General features: G+C 31.6%; 16 protein-coding genes and 1 riboswitch. Of the genes, 12 read left to right on the plus strand and 4 right to left on the minus strand.

Annotated features, from left to right (window positions below):
- Positions 1-166 precede the first annotated feature (166 nt).
- A complete protein-coding gene (locus BUA82_RS18855; RefSeq protein ID WP_073012251.1) occupies positions 167-718 on the plus strand; it encodes a hypothetical protein in 552 nt (183 codons plus the stop codon).
- 70 nt (positions 719-788) lie between these two features.
- On the opposite strand, the gene BUA82_RS18860 is transcribed toward BUA82_RS18855, so the two are convergent.
- Complete coding sequence (locus tag BUA82_RS18860; RefSeq protein WP_073012253.1) at positions 789-1,976, minus strand: anaerobic nitric oxide reductase flavorubredoxin; 1,188 nt, start codon at positions 1,974-1,976, stop codon at positions 789-791.
- Between the two features lie 331 nt (positions 1,977-2,307).
- Between BUA82_RS18860 and BUA82_RS18865 the strand changes: the two genes are divergently transcribed.
- From BUA82_RS18865 to trhA, 3 genes are read left to right on the plus strand one after another with little or no spacing between them, the layout of a single operon-like run.
- Positions 2,308-4,074 (plus strand): M3 family oligoendopeptidase, encoded by a 1,767-nt coding sequence (locus BUA82_RS18865; protein ID WP_073012256.1) that lies wholly within the window; start codon positions 2,308-2,310, stop codon positions 4,072-4,074.
- A 20-nt stretch (positions 4,075-4,094) separates the two neighbouring features.
- A complete protein-coding gene (locus tag BUA82_RS18870; RefSeq protein ID WP_073012258.1) occupies positions 4,095-5,186 on the plus strand; it encodes an SGNH/GDSL hydrolase family protein in 1,092 nt (363 codons plus the stop codon).
- Positions 5,187-5,245: 59 nt separating this feature from the next.
- On the plus strand, positions 5,246-5,887 hold the full coding sequence (gene trhA, locus BUA82_RS18875) for a PAQR family membrane homeostasis protein TrhA (protein ID WP_073012260.1): 642 nt from the start codon (positions 5,246-5,248) through the stop codon (positions 5,885-5,887).
- Between the two features lie 77 nt (positions 5,888-5,964).
- On the opposite strand, the gene BUA82_RS18880 is transcribed toward trhA, so the two are convergent.
- Positions 5,965-6,564 (minus strand): 50S ribosomal protein L25, encoded by a 600-nt coding sequence (locus BUA82_RS18880; RefSeq protein WP_073012262.1) that lies wholly within the window; start codon positions 6,562-6,564, stop codon positions 5,965-5,967.
- 239 nt (positions 6,565-6,803) lie between these two features.
- Positions 6,804-6,987: riboswitch (cobalamin riboswitch) on the plus strand.
- A 241-nt stretch (positions 6,988-7,228) separates the two neighbouring features.
- Between BUA82_RS18880 and BUA82_RS18885 the strand changes: the two genes are divergently transcribed.
- From BUA82_RS18885 to BUA82_RS18920, 8 genes are all read left to right on the plus strand, one after another.
- Entirely contained in the window at positions 7,229-8,113 is an 885-nt protein-coding gene (locus tag BUA82_RS18885; protein ID WP_083600033.1) for an energy-coupling factor transporter transmembrane component T family protein, read from the plus strand.
- A complete protein-coding gene (locus tag BUA82_RS18890; RefSeq protein ID WP_073012265.1) occupies positions 8,094-9,800 on the plus strand; it encodes an ABC transporter ATP-binding protein in 1,707 nt (568 codons plus the stop codon). The genes BUA82_RS18885 and BUA82_RS18890 overlap by 20 nt, the downstream gene beginning before the upstream one ends.
- The gene (locus tag BUA82_RS18895) at positions 9,787-10,473 is read left to right on the plus strand and encodes an ECF transporter S component (RefSeq protein ID WP_073012267.1); all 687 of its coding nucleotides are present in this window, start codon (positions 9,787-9,789) and stop codon (positions 10,471-10,473) included. The genes BUA82_RS18890 and BUA82_RS18895 overlap by 14 nt, the downstream gene beginning before the upstream one ends.
- A gap of 19 nt (positions 10,474-10,492) precedes the next feature.
- Complete coding sequence (locus BUA82_RS18900; protein ID WP_073012269.1) at positions 10,493-12,733, plus strand: DUF4430 domain-containing protein; 2,241 nt, start codon at positions 10,493-10,495, stop codon at positions 12,731-12,733.
- Positions 12,734-12,760: 27 nt separating this feature from the next.
- Positions 12,761-13,525, plus strand: a complete 765-nt coding sequence (locus BUA82_RS18905) for a DUF4430 domain-containing protein (protein ID WP_073012271.1) — start codon at positions 12,761-12,763, stop codon at positions 13,523-13,525.
- A 414-nt stretch (positions 13,526-13,939) separates the two neighbouring features.
- A complete protein-coding gene (locus BUA82_RS18910; protein ID WP_073012273.1) occupies positions 13,940-15,025 on the plus strand; it encodes an ABC transporter ATP-binding protein in 1,086 nt (361 codons plus the stop codon).
- A gap of 13 nt (positions 15,026-15,038) precedes the next feature.
- Positions 15,039-15,908: an ABC transporter permease gene (locus BUA82_RS18915; RefSeq protein ID WP_073012275.1), complete on the plus strand. Its 870-nt coding sequence runs from the start codon at positions 15,039-15,041 to the stop codon at positions 15,906-15,908.
- Positions 15,909-15,910: 2 nt separating this feature from the next.
- Complete coding sequence (locus BUA82_RS18920) at positions 15,911-17,746, plus strand: extracellular solute-binding protein (protein ID WP_073012278.1); 1,836 nt, start codon at positions 15,911-15,913, stop codon at positions 17,744-17,746.
- Positions 17,747-17,794: 48 nt separating this feature from the next.
- Here BUA82_RS18920 and BUA82_RS18925 read toward each other — a convergent pair whose 3' ends face one another.
- Positions 17,795-18,247, minus strand: coding sequence for a MarR family winged helix-turn-helix transcriptional regulator (locus BUA82_RS18925; RefSeq protein WP_073012280.1), 453 nt, complete (start codon positions 18,245-18,247; stop codon positions 17,795-17,797).
- Positions 18,248-18,411: 164 nt separating this feature from the next.
- Positions 18,412-18,879: a transcription elongation factor GreA gene (greA, locus tag BUA82_RS18930; RefSeq protein WP_073012282.1), complete on the minus strand. Its 468-nt coding sequence runs from the start codon at positions 18,877-18,879 to the stop codon at positions 18,412-18,414.
- Between the last annotated feature and the right edge of the window lie 113 nt (positions 18,880-18,992).

Raw genomic sequence — 18,992 nt, forward strand, 5'->3', positions numbered from 1 at the left:
TAAAATTTTAAAAGTGCCAAGGGCAAATGTTTATTAATGAACAGTTGACCTTGGTACTTTATATTTTTATAAGTTTATACTAAGCTATTGTATCATTATCAACATATGTTATAATATTAATGGCCATAATATATTATGGAATAAATATTATTAGGAGGTATTAATTATGAAACTGAAAGGACTATTATTATCTTTAACTGCAGCTGCTGTTATTCTATCAGGGTGTGGAGCTAAAGCCGCAAAAGATACTAAGACAACTGATGATAAGAAGACAGATGTAGTATCCGGTGCTTCTATAGCAAAAGATGAGACAACCTTGGAAAAAGCGTTAAGTAAAGATGGAACATGGATTATCGTTTTAAAAAGTGATTTAACTGTGAATAAAGATCTAGTAATGGAAGGAGAATTTACAAAGGCAGACAAAAATGATGCGTCTAAAAAGGTTCCAGCAGGACGTAAATTAGCCCTTTATGATCAAGATGATAAAAAGGTAAAGACTGCTTCTTATACCTTAAAAGCACCTAAATTAACTGTTAAGAGCCAGGATGCTAAAATTCAAGGTGGGAACTTTGTTGGTGATGTTTATGTAGAAGCTAAGGGATTCTCTATAGTAGATGGTAAAGTAGAAGGAAATGTTTACTTTGCTAATGAAGAAGCAAAAAATTCATTTAAGATGGACAAAGGTTCTGTAACTGGAAAAGTAGAGATTAAAAAGTAAATCTGTGTACATATGTTAATTTATATAAAAAGTCTTCTAGAAGTTTTTAAAACTTCTAGAAGACTTTTTATTATAACTTTTGTACAAAGTTATACCCATATTCTTTACAAAGTTCAATAGCTTCATCGTTAGGATTCCATAGAACTTTGATTCCGTCGTCTATTATATCCATTCCTGCTTCTTTAAGCTTTGTAGTTATTACTTTTGTGCATTCAACACTCCAACCATAAGAGCCAAAGGCAGCGGCTTTTTTATTTTTAAACTCCAACCCTTTTATCATTTCTAAAAGACCTGCAGCGGAAAACATAATAGTTTTATCTATGGTTGGAGAACCTACCATTATGGCCTTAGATTTAAATACTTCTGTTATAATATCGTTTTTATCGGTTTTAGATACGTTATATATTTTTATTAAAACATCTTTATCAGCTTTTCTTATACCTTCAGCAATGGCTTCTGCCATTCTTCTAGTACCTTCCCACATACTGTCATACAATAATGTAATTTGGTTTTCTTGATAATTATCTGCCCATTCTAAATACTTTTTGATTATCTGTGTAGGATCGTCTCTCCAAATAACTCCATGACTAGTACATATTAGATTTACAGGAAGGTTGAGGCCTAGAACTTCCTCAATTTTATTTTTAACTAATTTACTAAAAGGAGTTAGTATATTTGCATAATATTTGATAGCTTCTTGAAATAATTCACATTGATCTACACAATCATTATATATTTCCTCAGAAGCATAATGCTGACCAAAAGCGTCGTTACTAAATAAAATATTGTCACCACTCATATAAGTGAACATTGTGTCAGGCCAGTGAAGCATTCTAGCTTCAACAAAAGTAAGTTTGCTTTCACCAATATCTAAAGTATCTCCAGTTTTTACAGGGACAAAGTTCCAATCCTTGTGATAATGACCTTTAATGGACTTAATACCGTTGTTAGTACAGTAAATGGGGGTATCAGGTATTTCTCTCATAAGCTCTAAAAGAGCTCCACTATGGTCTATTTCAGCATGATTAATAATTATATAGTCAATATCCTTTAAGTCGATCTCTTTTTTTAAGTTTTCCACAAATTCCTTTGTATATGGAATCCAAACTGTATCAATAAGAACATTTTTCTTATCTCTTATAAGATAAGAGTTATAGGATGAGCCCCTATGGGTGGAGTATTCATTTCCATGAAATTTTTTTAAATCCCAATCAATTTTTCCTACCCAAGAAACCTTGTCTGTAATTTTGTTCTTCATAAAATACCTCCTAAAATATTGGAATTAATATAAATATTGTAGCATTTAATGAATAATCTTTGTTAAAGAATAATCTTAATATTCTGTAAAATTTATTCTGTAACATAATACCTTTAATATTATAGACATTAAGTTAAATTATTAACCTAAATAAACGTATATAAACAGTTAGAAATATTAATCCTTAAGAAAAAAATAAATTTTTATGATATTATTTTATATAAGGGTTTAAATAAATTATTATTTTGGAGAAAAGAGGTGAAAGTAGTAAGCTTACTATTAAATTTAAGTAAACTTGCTATAGATAAGAATGGAAAATAATAACAGTAGTATGCAGTGGAGTTTAAAAGAACTATATTCTTCTTTTAACGGGGAAGACTTTCAGAAGGATTTAGAATTATTAGATTATAAGATAGACTATTTTATTAACTGGAGCAATGTAAATTTAAATGGTTATGAAAATATAGTAAATAAGATAGAAGAATATATAAATTTAATGAAGGAGTATAAAGGTATTTCAGGAAGATTAAGTTCTTTTGCTAGCCTTAGGGTTTCTGCTGATGCTAATTGCAGTGATGCCAAGAAATATATAGATATTATTGAAAAAAAGAATACTAGAATAACAGCAGTTCAGGTTAAGTTTTCAAAATGGCTTATAGGTATTAAAGACCTACAAGAAAGTATAAATTCTTCAAAACTTCTAAAAGAGCATGAGTTTTATTTACAAGAGATAATTACAAATAACAACCATATATTAAGCGAAAAAGAAGAAATGATTATATCTAAAATGAAGTTAACTGGATCAAGTGCCTGGGCAAACTTAAAAAATTCCTTGGCTTCAAATCTTTTGGTGGATATTGATATAGATGGTAAAACACAAGAAATTGGCATTAATAATATAAAGAATATGTACTTTAGTAATAATAGTGACCTTAGAAAAAAAGCCTTTTATGCAGAAAGAAAAAGCAATGAAAAAATTGCGGAGGGAGTAGCAGCGGCATTAAATGGTATTAAGGGAGAAGTACTAACCTTATGCGAAATTAAAGGATATAATTCTCCATTAAATAAAACCCTTGAAGATTCCAGAATGGATGAAGAAACCTTAAATACTATGTTGAAGGTTATGAAGGAAAATTTAGGTGAGTTTAAACCATATTATTTAAAAAAAGCACAATTACTAGGGCATAAGGATAAATTACCTTTTTATGATATCATGGCACCTGTAGGAAAATTAGATAAAGAATATACCTTTGAAGAGGCTAGAGATTTTATTGTTAAGCACTATAGCTCCTTTTCAAAGGATATGGGAGATTTAGCTTTAAGGGCTTTTAATAGTAGGTGGATAGATGCTGAAGTGAGAGAAGGAAAGAGAAGTGGAGCTTTCTGCAGCAACCTCCATTCTATAGGAGAAAGTAGAGTATTGTGCAGCTTTAGTGGTAGTTTTAAGAATGTATGTACCATAGCACATGAACTAGGACATGCTTATCATGGAAGTATCCTGCAAAAGGAAAGTGTACTTAATTCATCCTATCCTATGCCGCTGGCTGAAACTGCATCTATATTTGCAGAAAATATAGTGAGAAATGCAGCCTTAGAAGAAGCGGATAAGGAAGAAAGCCTAGTGATATTAGGGGCCGAACTTATAAACTGCAGTAGCGTTATAGTGGACATATACTCTAGATTCCTATTTGAAAAAGAGCTGTTTGAAAGAAGAAGAGAGTCTCAGTTACCATTGAAAGAAATTAAAGAATTAATGGTATGGGCTCAAAAAGAAGCTTATGGTGATGCCATTTTAGAAGAGACCTTTGATGCTTTCGGCTGGATTCATAAACCACATTATTATTATGCGGAAAGGAATTTCTATAACTTCCCTTATGCTTTTGGTCTTTTATTTGCAAAGGGACTTTATAGCATATATCTAAAGGAAGGAAATGATTTTATTAATAAATATAATGAAGTATTAAGATTAACTGGACAGGCAAACATATATGATGTGGCTAAGTATGCAGGTATAGATATACATGATGAAGAATTTTGGCAAGGTTCCATGGATATGATTAAAAAAGATATAGAGAAATTTTGTAATATTGATATTTAAATATATAAAGAGGGTATATTATGAGTAATAAAGGTATTGATGCACAAAAGTTAGATAAGAATATGCATATTGATTACATAAGGCAGGAAGAGATAAAATGGTACTCCCCTAAAGAAAGTCCGTTTAAAATCAGCGGTTTTTCATGGTTTCATAAGGATAAGGTCTATAGAAGATTACCCTGCAGCAAGGGACTTAATATTTCGATGGAAGTAGATATGCTGGCTAACTGCACCTCAGGGGGACAAATTCGCTTTAGAACCCAAAGTAAAAAGATACTCCTTAAAGTAAAATTATCTGGCATTGCTAATATGGTACATATGCCTGCCACTGGTCAATGCGGCTTTGATATATATGTAGAAAAAGATCATAAGTTCTATTACTATAACACTACCAAATATGATCATACAAAGGATGAATATGAAAGTGTCTTATTTGAAGGTAAAGGGAATATGTGGAGAGATATTCTCATAAACTTCCCATTATATCAAGGGGTAGAAGAAATTCTAATAGGAATAGAAAGTTCTGCAAAGGTAGATAGTCCTCTAGAGTTTTCTTCTAATAAAAAACTTATATTTTATGGCACATCTATAACTCAAGGAGGATGTGCTTCAAGACCAGGTATGTCCTATACAAATATTTTAAGCAGAAAGCTAAATATGGAAGTTATAAACCTAGGTTTCTCAGGTAACGGTAAAGGAGAACCTGAAATGGCAGAAATAATTAGCGGAATTGAAAATCCAGCTTTATTAGTTCTAGATTATGAGCCTAATTGCGTAAGTACCCAAAGCTTAAAAGAAACTTTACCTAAGTTTATTAATATATACAGAAAAAAACATCCTGACATTCCCATATTAGTGATTTCAAGACCATTATATGCTCTGGATAGATTTGATAAAGAATTAAACAAAGAAAGAATTGAGAGATTCACAATTCAAAGGGAAACGGTGGAATATTTTAACCAAAAGGGATATAATAATATATACTTTTATTCTGGTGAAAATTTACTGGGAGAAGATTATGAGGAATGCACCGTAGATGGCATTCATCCCACAGATTTAGGCTTTATAAAAATAGCAAATGCTTTGGAACCTATAATTAAAAAAATAATATAAAGGTGCCAGGCAAGTGACAAATTTCTCACTTGCCTGATGCCTAAAAAAGAGGTGTTTTTATGGAACAAAGTTTTTATACAAAACAAGAAGAAATAGTAAATGCAATAACCCATGGGGCTGGAGTAGCTCTTGCTATAGCTGCCTTAGTTATTTTAATTGTATTTTCTGCACTTAAAGGAACACCGTGGCATGTGGTGAGTTTTTCTATATATGGAGCTACTTTGGTTATTCTTTATCTAGGTTCTACCTTATATCATTCTTTGACTAATAAAAAAGCAAAGAGTCTTTTTAGAAAGTTTGATCATATGTCTATATATTTACTTATCGCTGGAACATATACTCCTTTTTGTTTAACGGTTTTAAGAGGATATATAGGTTGGATAATATTTGGCATAGTATGGGGGTGTACTATTTTAGGAGTTACTCTTAAAGCTATTACTATAGGAAAGAGGGAATGGCTTTCTACCATGCTTTATATAATGATGGGATGGTTAATAGTAATTGCAATAAAGACTCTTTATATAAAGATGCCTTTATCAGGTCTTGTGTATTTAATATTAGGAGGCTTGTCATATACAGGTGGGGCTTATTTCTTTATGAAAGATAAACTGAAGTTTAATCATGGAATATGGCACCTCTTTGTTTTAGCAGGAAGTGTGTTTCATTTCTTTTCTGTTATGACCTTGCTACAAGTTGTATAAATATCAAAAACCATGTTGATTTAAATCAACATGGTTTTTAATATTAATGTGTAATAATATTTTTATAGTTTTTATAACTATTCTTCAGATTCTGAACTTTCAGATGAATCTTCTTGAATGTCCTTAAAGGTAACTGAAGCATTTACTACAGCTAATAAGGTTTCAGGGTCAGTAAGTAACTTAATATCTTCTGGTAACTCAATATCCTTAGCGTATAGCTTGTCCTCAAATTGCATTTTAGATACATCTACGTCGAAATGTTCTGGGATTTTTTCTGCAGGACCTTGAAGCTCTAATTCCGGCTGGAAGGTTCCAAGAACCAATCTATTAAGTTCAAGGTTTTCACGTCCAGTGTAAGTTATAGGTATATTCATCTTTATTATTTCATCAGACTTTACATATTGGAAGTCCACATGTAAAACTTCATCTGCAATGGTATCCTTCTGTACTTCTTTAACAACACAAGACCAAACTTTATTATTTAAATTTAATTTTAAAATCGAACCCTTAGAATTATTCTTTAATAATCTTAATAAATTTGTGTTTTCCACTTTAACAGGTACAGCTGTGTCTAATGACTCACCATATATTATTCCAGGTACCATACCTTCTCTTCTTAAAGCTTTTGGATTTTCAGTAGCTTGTCTTTCCATTATATTAACTGCTAACTGTGACATAATAAACAACTCCTTCTTTTTGTCTTAGTTAAACATTTCATTGTCTGTAACCTATATTCTATCGCAATGGTGGAAACTATAAAGCATTTTTGGCAAATGTTAACTGTTTATTTATACTTTGTTTACATTGTTTATAAATAAGTATTTTAATGTAAAATAAATAAATCTAGTTTAATAACATTTATGCCATTGAATTTTCATCCAATATATAGTAATCTTAGGTTGTTATAACTATTTTAAAATTTAATAAGTTAACAGGCACATTTAATGTTTAATAGGGAAAGTGGTATAAGCCACTGCAGCCCCCGCTACTGTAAACGACGACGATTTTCTTGAGTGTCCACTGATGCTTTAATGTATTGGGAAGGAAAGAAAAAAGGTTGACTCGTGAGCCAGGAGACCTGCCTGTTTAACAATGCTAATCCTTCGGAGGGAAGGGTAGTGGCCGTGGATTTATAATTCCAAATTTTATGTATGCCTTGAGAAGGTACTAAAAGTTTACTCAGTATAATTTGTATCTGAGACTTTAGTATATTTTATAAATTTTCAGTATTAGGTATGATAAAGAAAATAAGGAAGTCCTGTGTTGCCACAGGACTTTTAATTTTGCCTAAAAATAAATTTTTATAATAAAAATTATTAAGAAAGGGAGAAATCAATAAGATTGGGAAAAATAAAAAAAGTAAATAATTTTCATGTGGTTACTATAATTTTAATTTTTACAGTTATTATGTTTATGGTGTTTTCCAGTGATAACCCAATGGTAATATTGTCTACCTATATTTTAACTTTAGGAATTACAATATTCACAAAAAGTTACAGAAAGCTTTTTAATGGCTTATTCTATTTTGCTCCTTTTGCAGTGCTTATTATTATTGCAAACTTAATATTCGTTACCCAAGGAAGTACAACTTTGTTTTACATAGGAAGTAAAAAACTTACCTTGGAATCTCTTATATATGCTATTGTGCTATGTTTTAAGTTCCTAGCTGTGATCTATCTATTTATGTCTTTTCAGCTTATGATAGATTCTGACAAAGCTGTTTCATACTTTTCCTCTAAAATGCCAAAATCTACTTTAACCTTAATGTTAATATTTAAGCTTATTCCTGGATTAAAGAACAAATTTTATTCTTTGAAAGAAATATATACTGTTCGTGGGGTAGACTTTAAGGTTGGAGATAATAAGAGCAAGGTAAAAAGTTATAGTGAAGTAATGACAGTGTTATTGGAAAGCTCCTTGGAAAGCTCCTTTGATATAGGAGAAGCAGCCTTCGTAAGAGGTTTCTTAAGCAATAAAAGGAGTGTTTATGAGAGAGAAAGTCTAGGGAAGAAGGATATATTGTTAATAATTAGCAGCTTGCTTTTGATTATTATTTATATTTTATCTAAGATAATGGGTTTTGTTACCTTTGAAATATATGAAGGTGTAAATATTTCTAATATATTTAATGCAGCTACGATTTTAATTCTTTCCATGATATGCTATATAACATTTTTAATTTGCATTTTTAGTAAGGAGGTATATTTTGGGTTACATAGAGATTAAGGATTTAACTTATTACTACCCTAAAGATAAGGGCAATGATAATCATAATAATACTCCAGCTTTAAAGGATGTTCAATTAACACTGAATAAAGGAGATATCTTACTGGTTCTAGGAAAGTCAGGCTCTGGAAAATCTACTTTAGCTAAGGCTATAGTAGGATCTGTACCTCATTTTTATGGGGGAAGTATAAAAGGCAGCATAACAGTAGGTGGAAAAAACCTTGAAGAGCTACAACACTTTGAAAGGGCAGAAGAAGTAACTATGGTTTTTCAAGATCCTGAAAAGCAGCTTATGATGAACAAGGTACATAGAGAAATAGCCTTTGGACTAGAAAATATAGGCTCTGAGGAGAAAACTATAAAACGAAGAGTATGGGAAGCTATGGAGTTTACTAATATATTGCATCTAGCTCATAGGGATATAAACACTTTATCCGGTGGGGAAAAACAAAAGGTAGCTATAACTTCTGCCTTATCATATTTACCTAAATGTATTATATTAGACGAACCTCTTTCTCAGTTAGACCCATTGGCTGCTGAGGAGATAGTGAGCCTGATAAAAAAGATAAACGAAGAATTAGGCATAACTATTATAATCATAGAACAGAGAATTAATCCATGGTTTCAAACAGCAGATAAAATTGCACTTATGGATCAAGGAAGTTTAAAGCTCTTTGAAACTAAAGAGGAATTTTCCTTTGCTTGTAGTGAAGATAATATTAATTTCCTGCCGGATTATGTAAGGATATTTAAGTTAGCTGAAAATAAATTTATTCCTAAGAATTTTAAAGAAGCAAGAAATTTTATAGAGAAATTTTATAATGAGACAGACCTCTTAAATATTAAAACACCTAGGGAAAGTCAATGGGAAATTTCAAAGAATAAAGAAGATGGGCATAAGGAATTAATAGTAAATGTTCATAAAGTCAAAAGCTTCTATGGAGAAAATGAAGCAATAAAAAATATTTCCTTAAAGATTAACAAAGGGGATTTCATTTCTATAATGGGAGCTAACGGAGCAGGAAAAAGCACCTTTTTGAAAACACTCATAGGGCTTCAGCCATATACAGGGAATATTAAAGTATTTGAAAAAGAAGTTAAAAAAACTAGTGTAAAAGAAATAGCAAGACATATAGGATATGTATCTCAAAATCCAAATGACTATATATCAAAAGATACTGTATTTGAAGAATTGAAATTTACCATGGACAACTTTCAATGCTTTGATGAGGAATATTTGGATAGGGTTCTTAATGACTTAGACATACTTCCTTTGAAATATAAAAACCCTAGAGACTTAAGTGGTGGTGAGAAACAGCGAGTGGCTATTGCATCTATACTAGTGAATACGCCTAGGATACTAATATTAGACGAGCCTACAAGAGGTATAGACATTCATCTTAAGCATAGACTAGGGGAAATGCTTAAAGCACTTCAGAAAAGTGGAGTTACCATAATTGTTGTAACCCATGATGTGGAGTTTTCCAGCCTTTATAGCGATAAACTTATGCTTATGTTTAATGGAGAAGTGATTTGTGAAGGGGATGTATCTGAGGTGATTTCTGATGGTATATATTATACAACCTGTGCTAATAAGCTCTTTAGAAATAAAAACAAGAGCATATACACCATTAATCAAGGTGTAAATGCGTTAAAAAATCTGGGAGGAAGCCATGAAGAAGCTTAGTGTTTTTCTTAGTATATCTGTAATCCTAATGCTTATGGTATTTACCTTTAATAAAAATTTACAAGAAAGCTTCACTATATTATCTACCTTTGGCATTTTTCTATTGCTATTCTTTAGCTATTTCTATTTTGAAAAAAGTATGCTAGGCACTAAGGAAATAGCCATAATTGCCACCTTAAGTGCTTTTATTGCCGTATCTAGAATGGTATTTGCACCGTTGCCTAATGTGAAGCCAGTGACTTTTTTAGTAGCTTTATCAGGCTATGTATTTGGACCCTTTGAAGGCTTTATTATTGGAAGCTCTTCAGCTTTTATCTCCAATATTTTTTTTGGACAAGGACCTTGGACACCTTGGCAGATGTTTTCTTGGGGACTTATAGGTGCTATATCAGGTTTTTGGGGTAAAAAGAACAGTGATGTATCAGCATTGAAGTTTTCTATTGTATGTTTTTTCTACGGCTTTATGTTTGACTGGATAATGAATCTATGGTTTGTCCTAGGGTTTGTAAAACCCATAACCTTTGAAAGTGTAGCCTTTGCCTATGTATCAGGACTAACCTTTGACATATTACATGGAGGAGGCAGTTTTATATTTTCAATAATATTCTATGACAGCTTTTTAAAAGTTCTTAACAGATATAAAAAAAGGTTAGAAATAACCTATTTAAAATAATTAAAAGAGAGGTTAAAATATGTCAAAAAAAATTAGAGTTAATATTTTAAGTTTTATGCTATCATTTATTTTCGTAGTATCACAGATTTTTACAGGAGTTACAGTAAAAGCAGAGGAAGTACAAAAAAACCTTAAGGTTAAGGTGAGAATAGAAGCTAATGACCGCACTATAATACCCGAAACAGAGGTGGAGGTATCAAATTTCGATTTAAAACCCTATAATTGCGACAATTTGCAAGGTGATCCTAAAGCCATCCATGCAATAATAAGAGCCCTAGAAAAGAATGGATTAAACCCTAAAGACAAAGAAAAGTTTGATTTTGGCAGTGGGATGTATATATCAAAGGTAGATGGAGTGGCGCAAGGATCCTTTGGCTCTTTAGACGGATGGGGATATTATATTAATGACTCCTATACAGATAAATATGTATCACAACAAGATTTATTACAAGGAGACAGTATAGTATTATTTTTTATGGAAAACTATGCTTATGCTCGTTATGGTTTTTTTGATAAAAAGTCTGTAAATGTAAAAGTAGGTGAAGAGTTTACCCTTGAATTAACAGGAAAGTACTTTTTCTCTACTGGTATTCCTAAAGTTGTTAAACTAATAGACAATGCTAAGATATTAGTTAATGATGCGATTTCAAGCTATGTAACTGATGAAAATGGTAAGGTTACTATGAGCTTTGACAAGCCAGGCACATATATAATTTCTGCAGACAAAAAGGTTAATGAATGTGATCCTTTAGATTATTCTAAAAGAAATAAACCACTTAAGTATACTGATAGAATGCTATCTAGAGCTTACTCAAAAGTAGTGGTAGAACTTCCAGATACTAATGCGCCTATTATAGATACAGATTTAACTAACAAAAAAGTACAAACCCCTAATTTTCAATTTAAGGTATCCGCTAAGGATGATATTGATGGAAACATTATTCCAGCAGTTAAATTGGGCGATAAAATACTTGAACCTTCAGAGCCAGGGATTTACAATGTAACACTCAATAAAGGAAAAAACAGCATTTATATAGAGGCTATAGATAAAGCTTTTAATAAAGCTTTCAAGGAAATAATTATAGAATATAATGAAGTATTGCCACCAGCTTCCTATGATATTAAGAAAGAAGTGGAAGATACCCTTAAATATATGAAACTAAATAATGGTGATGAGTGGGATGCTTTAAGCTTAAGTAAGTTTAATATTAAGGGTAATAAGGAGTATCTTAATTCTGTAGTTAAGGACTTTAAACAAGGAGTAAAAGAGTATGGTTTAAGTGATTATTTCTATAAAGACACAGATCTTGAAAAAATGATAATTTATCTTGTTAGTCAAGGATATAATCCATATAACTTTTTAGGTTATGACTTAGTTAAGGAGCTATATAACAGAGATATAGAAGAATTTAATATGTTTGCCCAAATATTTGCACTTATAACTTTTGACTATGCAAATATAAAAGGAGATTATAAAATAACTAGAGATGGACTTATAGATAAACTACTTGAAGCAAAATCTACTTATATAGATGAAAATGGAAATAAAGTTGTTGGATGGACATTTTTTGGTGACACAGTAGATATAGACACTACTGCAGCTGTAATCAGTGCACTTTCTAACTATTATGACACTAATAGTAAGGTAAAAGAAACTTTAGATGACTCTGTAAATACACTTTCTCTACTTCAAAAAGGTAATGGAGGATATGAGGCTTGGGGAAGCTATGCCAGTGAGAGCGTTAGCTTCACTATACTTGCACTTACCTCCTTAGGTATAGATCCAGAAGGAAAACTATTTACAAAAAATGAAGATGACATATCTAATAATCTTGTATCAGCATTATTAAGTTTTAAAGGTAGTGATGGAAAGTTTAAACATACAAAAGCTGATGAAGACAATGCCATGTCTACGGAGCAGGCTTTTAGAGCTTTAATTGCTATAAATGAATTTAAAGTAAAGGGAAGATATAACTACTATTCAAGTGAAATTCAAGCAAGAGACTTGCCTATATATTATGAAAAGGACAATAGCTTATCAGAGGATAATAATCCTACACAGCAAAATAACTCCAAAAGTGAAGCTGCTAATATAGACAGTACTGAAAACATAGATAAAGGTGAAAAAGAAAATATTAAATCTAATAATAATCTTCCTAAAACAGGTTCAAGTGCAAATATCAATTTAGTTGTTTTATTGGGTATTTCTTCTATTGCAGCGGGATGTTTTTTTATAGGAAAGCGAAAAATGGCTAAATAAATAAACATTTTATACAAGGAGGATATTGTGAAAAAGAGAAATAAGATTATATTAGTTTTGTCTTCTTTAATGATTTTTTCTTTAATGTTTATTTTTGCACAAAAGCTGCAAGATAACCTTAGAAGTAAAAGCTTACAGTCAAATAATCAAATTATAGAGGAAGCTTCCAAGGATAAGAAAGAAAATCTTTCAGAAAGTGAAAATAAGGGAGAAAATCCCTCTAGGGAGGAAAAGCAGAATTCTCAGTCAGAAGGGGTAGCCGACAGTGAGACTAATAATTATAAAGAGAATAAAGAAAGTGAAAATAAAGCTTCAGTAGATAAAGGTACTGGTAAGAGTAATAGCAGTAAAAGCAGTGATACTAAAAATACATCTTCTGCTGTTATAGATAAAGGCGTTAAGGAAAGTAAAGGAACTACTGAAAGTAAACAAGAAAAACCTACGGAGCAAAAAACACCCAACTTTATAGTAAGGGATATGGTAAATAACAAGGAGATTCTGTCAAAACATGTGGATTATGAGAATATCACTGTGGCAGATTTAACTAAAAAGGTATTAGATGAGTCAAAAGTAAAGTATAAGGCTACTGGGGCTGGTGCTACCACATATTTTGCTTCCATTGCTGGATTAACAGAAAAGAAGCATGGACCTTTAAGCGGTTGGTGTTATTATGTAAAAAGAAGCGGTAGTAATGCCTTTGAAAAGCCTCCAATAGGTGCTGGAAGCTTAAAATATAAAAAAGGTGACATTGTGGAATGGAAGTATTGGTCAGACGGTATTAATGAGAAATAAGCTAATTCTTAGCTTCACATGGAGTTTGATTAAAAGGAATACTTACTTCATCTGAAGCTTAGAAGAACTTATTCAGGAGATTAGTGCCATTATTCCTCCACTTGAAGAAGTGGAGACATTAGGAGCGGTTACTATGGGATAAGTTATGGATTTAAGGTGTTTAAAAGAACTGTATTTGTAGTACAAAAAGGGTAATTTAAAATTGGTAAAAAATTTCGTGAAAAATATTTAAAAAAAGTTGTAAAAACTATTGTGATTTAAAAATAATTATAGTATATTCAGTTATGTTATAATTATTCAGAACCGTAGAATAATTATAAATTAAATTAATAACTTCTTTTTGGCTTGCGGAGGCCATAAGGAGGTTTTTTCTTTTTATTATAATGAATTTACAAAAAAAGGGGATGTTACGGTGTGAAAGACGATGTTTTCGTTCAATTGCGAAAAGTTTGTAAAAGTTATGATCAAGAGGCGACAGTAATAAATAACCTGGACCTGGAGATTAAAAAAGGAGAATTTTTAACGTTGCTTGGTCCTAGTGGTTGCGGAAAGACTACAACCCTTAGGATGATAGCAGGATTTGAAAGTCCAACTAGTGGAGAGATTATTATAGATAATGATAATGTCACCAATAAGGCACCTTTTCAAAGATGCGTAAATACAGTGTTTCAAAGTTATGCACTTTTTCCACATATGAATATTTTTGATAATGTAGCCTTTGGATTAAAGATGAAAAAAGTATCCAAAGATGAGATTAAAAATAGAGTGATGGAAATGCTGAAGATAGTTCAGCTGGAAGGATATGAAAATAGAATGCCTGCTCAATTAAGCGGTGGTCAGATGCAACGTGTAGCCATTGCTAGAGCTTTAATTAACAGGCCAAAGGTTCTTTTACTGGATGAGCCCCTAGGTGCTCTTGATTTAAAACTTCGCAAGCAGATGCAGTTAGAGCTTAAGCATCTTCAAAGACAATTGGGTATCACCTTTATTTTTGTTACTCACGATCAGGAAGAAGCATTAACTATGTCTGATAGGATAGTAGTTATGAACGGAGGGAAAGTTGAACAAATTGGAACTCCTGAAGAACTCTATGAAAGACCTGTGACTAAGTTTGTAGCTGACTTCCTGGGAGAGACAAATATTTTAGAAGGAGAAGTTATTAAGCTTAAAGAAACTGAAGTACTTCTTCATTTAGAGCAAGAAAGCGATATAATTAGAATACCTAATCATAATTATGTTTTAGGTGAGAAATTTATAGTTTCTATAAGACCAGAAAGGATAAAGATAAAATATGCTCCTGAAGAAGGAGATGTTTGGCTTCCTTGCAGGCTTAAAGAAAGAATATATAACGGATCTGTAATTAAGAATGTTGCTATTTTAAATAATGGAAAAGAAATTCTCATAAATGAACCCATTGCTCAGAGCTTTACCTTCAATAATCATGATGACGAGGTTTTTGCCACTTGGAGTGCTAATAAAACTGTAGTTATTAAGGCTTAGGGGGAGATAACAGATGAAAAAAAGATTATCTCTTAAAAACAAAAAGGGTATTTTGGTTACCATATTACCAGTGAGCCTATGGATGTTAGCTTTTTTCATAGTACCTCTTCTCCTTATTTTGGTGGTTAGCTTTTGTACCAGAGGAGAAACAGGAGATATAATATTTAAATTCACATTATCAAACTATGAAAGAATGTTTAATAAGTTATATCTTGTTATATTTTTAAAATCCCTAATGGTAAGTATCTTTACTACACTGATATGTTTGATTTTTGGATATCCCTTTGCTTTTATCATAGCAAGAGCCAATAAAAAAATTAAACCATTGCTTTTACTTTTAATTATATTACCGTTTTGGACAAACTCCTTAGTGAGAACTTATGCTATGATAATACTTCTTAGAACAGAAGGAATACTTAATACATTTTTTCTTAATATAGGGCTTATAAAGGCGCCATTAAAGTTAATGTACAATAATGCTGCTGTAATGATAGGCATGCTTTATATGATGTTTCCCTTTATGGTATTACCTCTTTATGCCACCATTGAAAAGTTAGATTTAAGGGTACTAGAAGCAGCAGATGATTTGGGTGCAAACCCAGTGAAAAAATTTATTAATGTTACACTACCTTTAACTAGGTCAGGTATACTTTCAGGGTCAATATTAGTGCTTGTACCTACATTAGGGCTATTCTTTATTACTGATCTTATGGGGGGAAGCAAGGTTGTACTTATGAGTAATGTTATTAAGAATCAATTCCTTACTGCTAGAGATTGGCCTTTCGGTTCTGCTATATCGGTAATTTTAATGATAGTTATGGTAATAGTGATATTCTACTACACTAAACTAGGCGGAGATACTAAGAAGGGGCAGGTGTTGTAGATATGAGTAAAAATACCAGTAAAATATTAAAAACCCTTTATGTATTTTTAATGTATCTATTTTTATATATACCTATCATGGTACTTATAGTGTTTTCCTTTAATGAGTCCAAGCTTAATGTAGTGTGGACTGGGTTTACTTTTAAATGGTACAATAGCCTTTTACGTAATGTAGGAATATTGGAAGCTGTAAAAAATTCATTTATAGTAGCTGTGGCCAGTACAGTAATATCCACAGTCATAGGTACTTTTGCAGCTCTAGGACTTTATAGATATAAATTTAAAGGTAAAAATATAATAGATTCAGTACTTAATATACCTTTAGTTATACCTGAGATTGTAATGGGTATTTCACTATTAGCTTTTTTCTCTATAGTTAAAATTGATACAGGGAAAATCGCTTTAATAATAGCTCATGTAACCTTTAGCATAGCTTATGTGGTTTCCGTAGTTAGAGCTAGACTAGAGGGCTTTAATACTTCTTTAGAGGAAGCAGCCATGGACTTGGGAGCTACACCGTTAAAGACATTCTTATATGTTACTTTGCCGGTTATTATGCCTGGGGTGGTAGCAGGAGCTCTTTTAGCCTTTACCTTATCTTTAGATGATGTAATTATCAGCTTCTTTGTAGCTGGAGCAGGAAGTATGACTTTACCCTTAAAGGTATTTTCTATGGTGAAGTTTGGGGTAACTCCTGAAATTAATGCTTTATCCACCATAATATTGTTCCTTACCTTCTTAGCGGTGGGATTATCTATACTTCTAAAAAATATAAATCTAAACATGAAAAAAGTAGGAGCTATAACTTTATCTATAATATTTATAATCTCTATAATGAGCTATAGCTTGTTCAGATTTGCAAAAGGAAATGAAGGACCAAAACAGGTGCTGAATGTTTTCAACTGGTCGGAGTATCTTCCCCAATCAGTAATAGACAAATTTGAAGAGACTTATAATATAAAAGTAAATTATTCCACCTTTTCTTCCAATGAAGAAATGCTGGCAAAGCTTATGGCAGGAGGCGCTAACTACGATATCGCCGTGGCCAGTGACTTTATGGTGGAAGTTTTACAAAAACAAGGGCTGATAAATGAAATAAATAAAGATAATCTGCCTAATATTAAAAACATGGGAGCTCAGTTTATGGACTTACCTTTTGACAAAGGTAATAAATATAGCTTACCTTACATGTGGTTAGCAGGCATAATAGCCTACGATTCTTCTAAGATTCCAGAAGGAAGTATAACCAGTTATGCAGACCTATGGAAGGGCGAATTTAAAGATTCCTTAGTGGTATTGGATGATCAAAGGGCTATTATAGGAATTACTCTTAAAAAATTAGGATATTCCTTAAATGAAACCTCTCCTGAAGCTTTAGCCAAGGCCAAAGAAGAGCTTAGAAAATTAAAGTCTAATATTAAAGCTTATGATAGCGATAGCCCTAAAACCAGCCTTATCAACGGAGAAGCCAAAGCAATATTTGCTTGGGGAGCAGAAGGTGCTTTAGCTCTTAGAGAAAATCCTAATGTTAAATACGTTATACCTAAAGAAGGTCTTTTCCTTCAGCAGGATAATTTTGTTATTCCAAAAGATGCAAAGAATGTTAAAGCAGCAGAGCTTTTCATAAATTTCATAATGGAGCCTGAAATCTCTGCAGAAATATCTCAGTATTTCCCATATGGAAATCCAAATGTAGCTGCTTATCCTTTAATAGAACAAGAAATTATGCAGGACAAGGCTGTATACCCTCCTGGAGAAGAGTTCAACAAAGGTGAATATCTTAAAGATGTTGGAGAAAAGATTACAGATTTTGATAAAATTTGGTCAGAAGTAAAATAGATATAAAAGTCCAAAAATAAATAAAATAAGCCTTTCCACGGGGAAGGCTTATTTTTTGTATTGTTCATTAGTTTTATCTAGAACATCTAAGAGTTTTTGAAGATGTACTCTTAAATAGAGAGATTCATCTTTTGAAAGCCCACTGCTGCAGAATACTTTAGAAGGTATATCTAAGGCTTTATCTTTTAAATTATGTCCTTTATCTGTAAGCTTTATATATACGTTGCGTTCATCTTTTTTATCCCTTAGCCTTTCTAGTATGTCCATGGATTCTAATTTTTTTAGTAATGGTGTAAGTGTACCTGAATCCAGCCGCAATCTAGTGCCTAGTTCTTTAACAGTGATATTATCACTTTCCCAAAGTACTAATAAGGATATATATTGAGTATAAGTCAATCCTATTTTATCTAAAAAAGGTTTATATAACTTTGTTATCTCTCTGGAAGCAGCGTATAGAGAAAAGCAAAGCTGATTATCCAATTTAAGAATATCATAATTCATTAGTGATTTCTCCCTTTCATATTATTCAATTTATATTAAATCATATAAAATTAAGTAGCATGCAATTTGAATTTAATTTACCACAATAGATGTATTAAGTCAATAAAAAAGCTTGTAAACTATTAAATAGGTTACAAGTTTTTTATGAGCACATTTATATCTAATTAGTTTAATATAATATTTTCTATTTGTACTGAATATTCACCTTCAGGGGACTCTACTTTAACCTTATTTCCTATCTTTTGCTTGTAAATAGCCTTTCCTAAAGGGCATTCTATGCTAATCATATTATTAAGTGGATCAGCTTGTATGGTGGTAACAATTTTAAAATCATCTACTTCATTATCTTCTAAAAAATTTAAAGTAACAGTTTTACCAATGCCTACTTCATCCTTAGTGGTAGTGTCTTTTATTATGGTGGATGTGTTTATCATCCTTTCAAGATAACGTATTCTTCCTTCATTTTCTGCTCTATCCTTTTTAGCAGCTTTATACTCGAAATTTTCACTAAGGTCTCCGTGAGCTCTAGCTTCTTTTAGATCTTCATTTATCTTACGCCTGACCACTGTTTTTCTGTGCTCAATTTCTTCTTTTAAAATTAGTACTGCTTCTTCAGTAAGATAATTATGCAATTAAATCCTTCCTTCTCCATGTATTTTGATATAACTACATCATAACACTATTGACAGAAAATTTCCAGTATTCACATTTATTAGATGTAATTTAATAATATTTAACAAGAGCA

Source organism: Clostridium amylolyticum, from assembly GCF_900142075.1.
Taxonomy (GTDB): Bacteria; Bacillota; Clostridia; order Clostridiales; family Clostridiaceae; genus Clostridium_AA; species Clostridium_AA amylolyticum.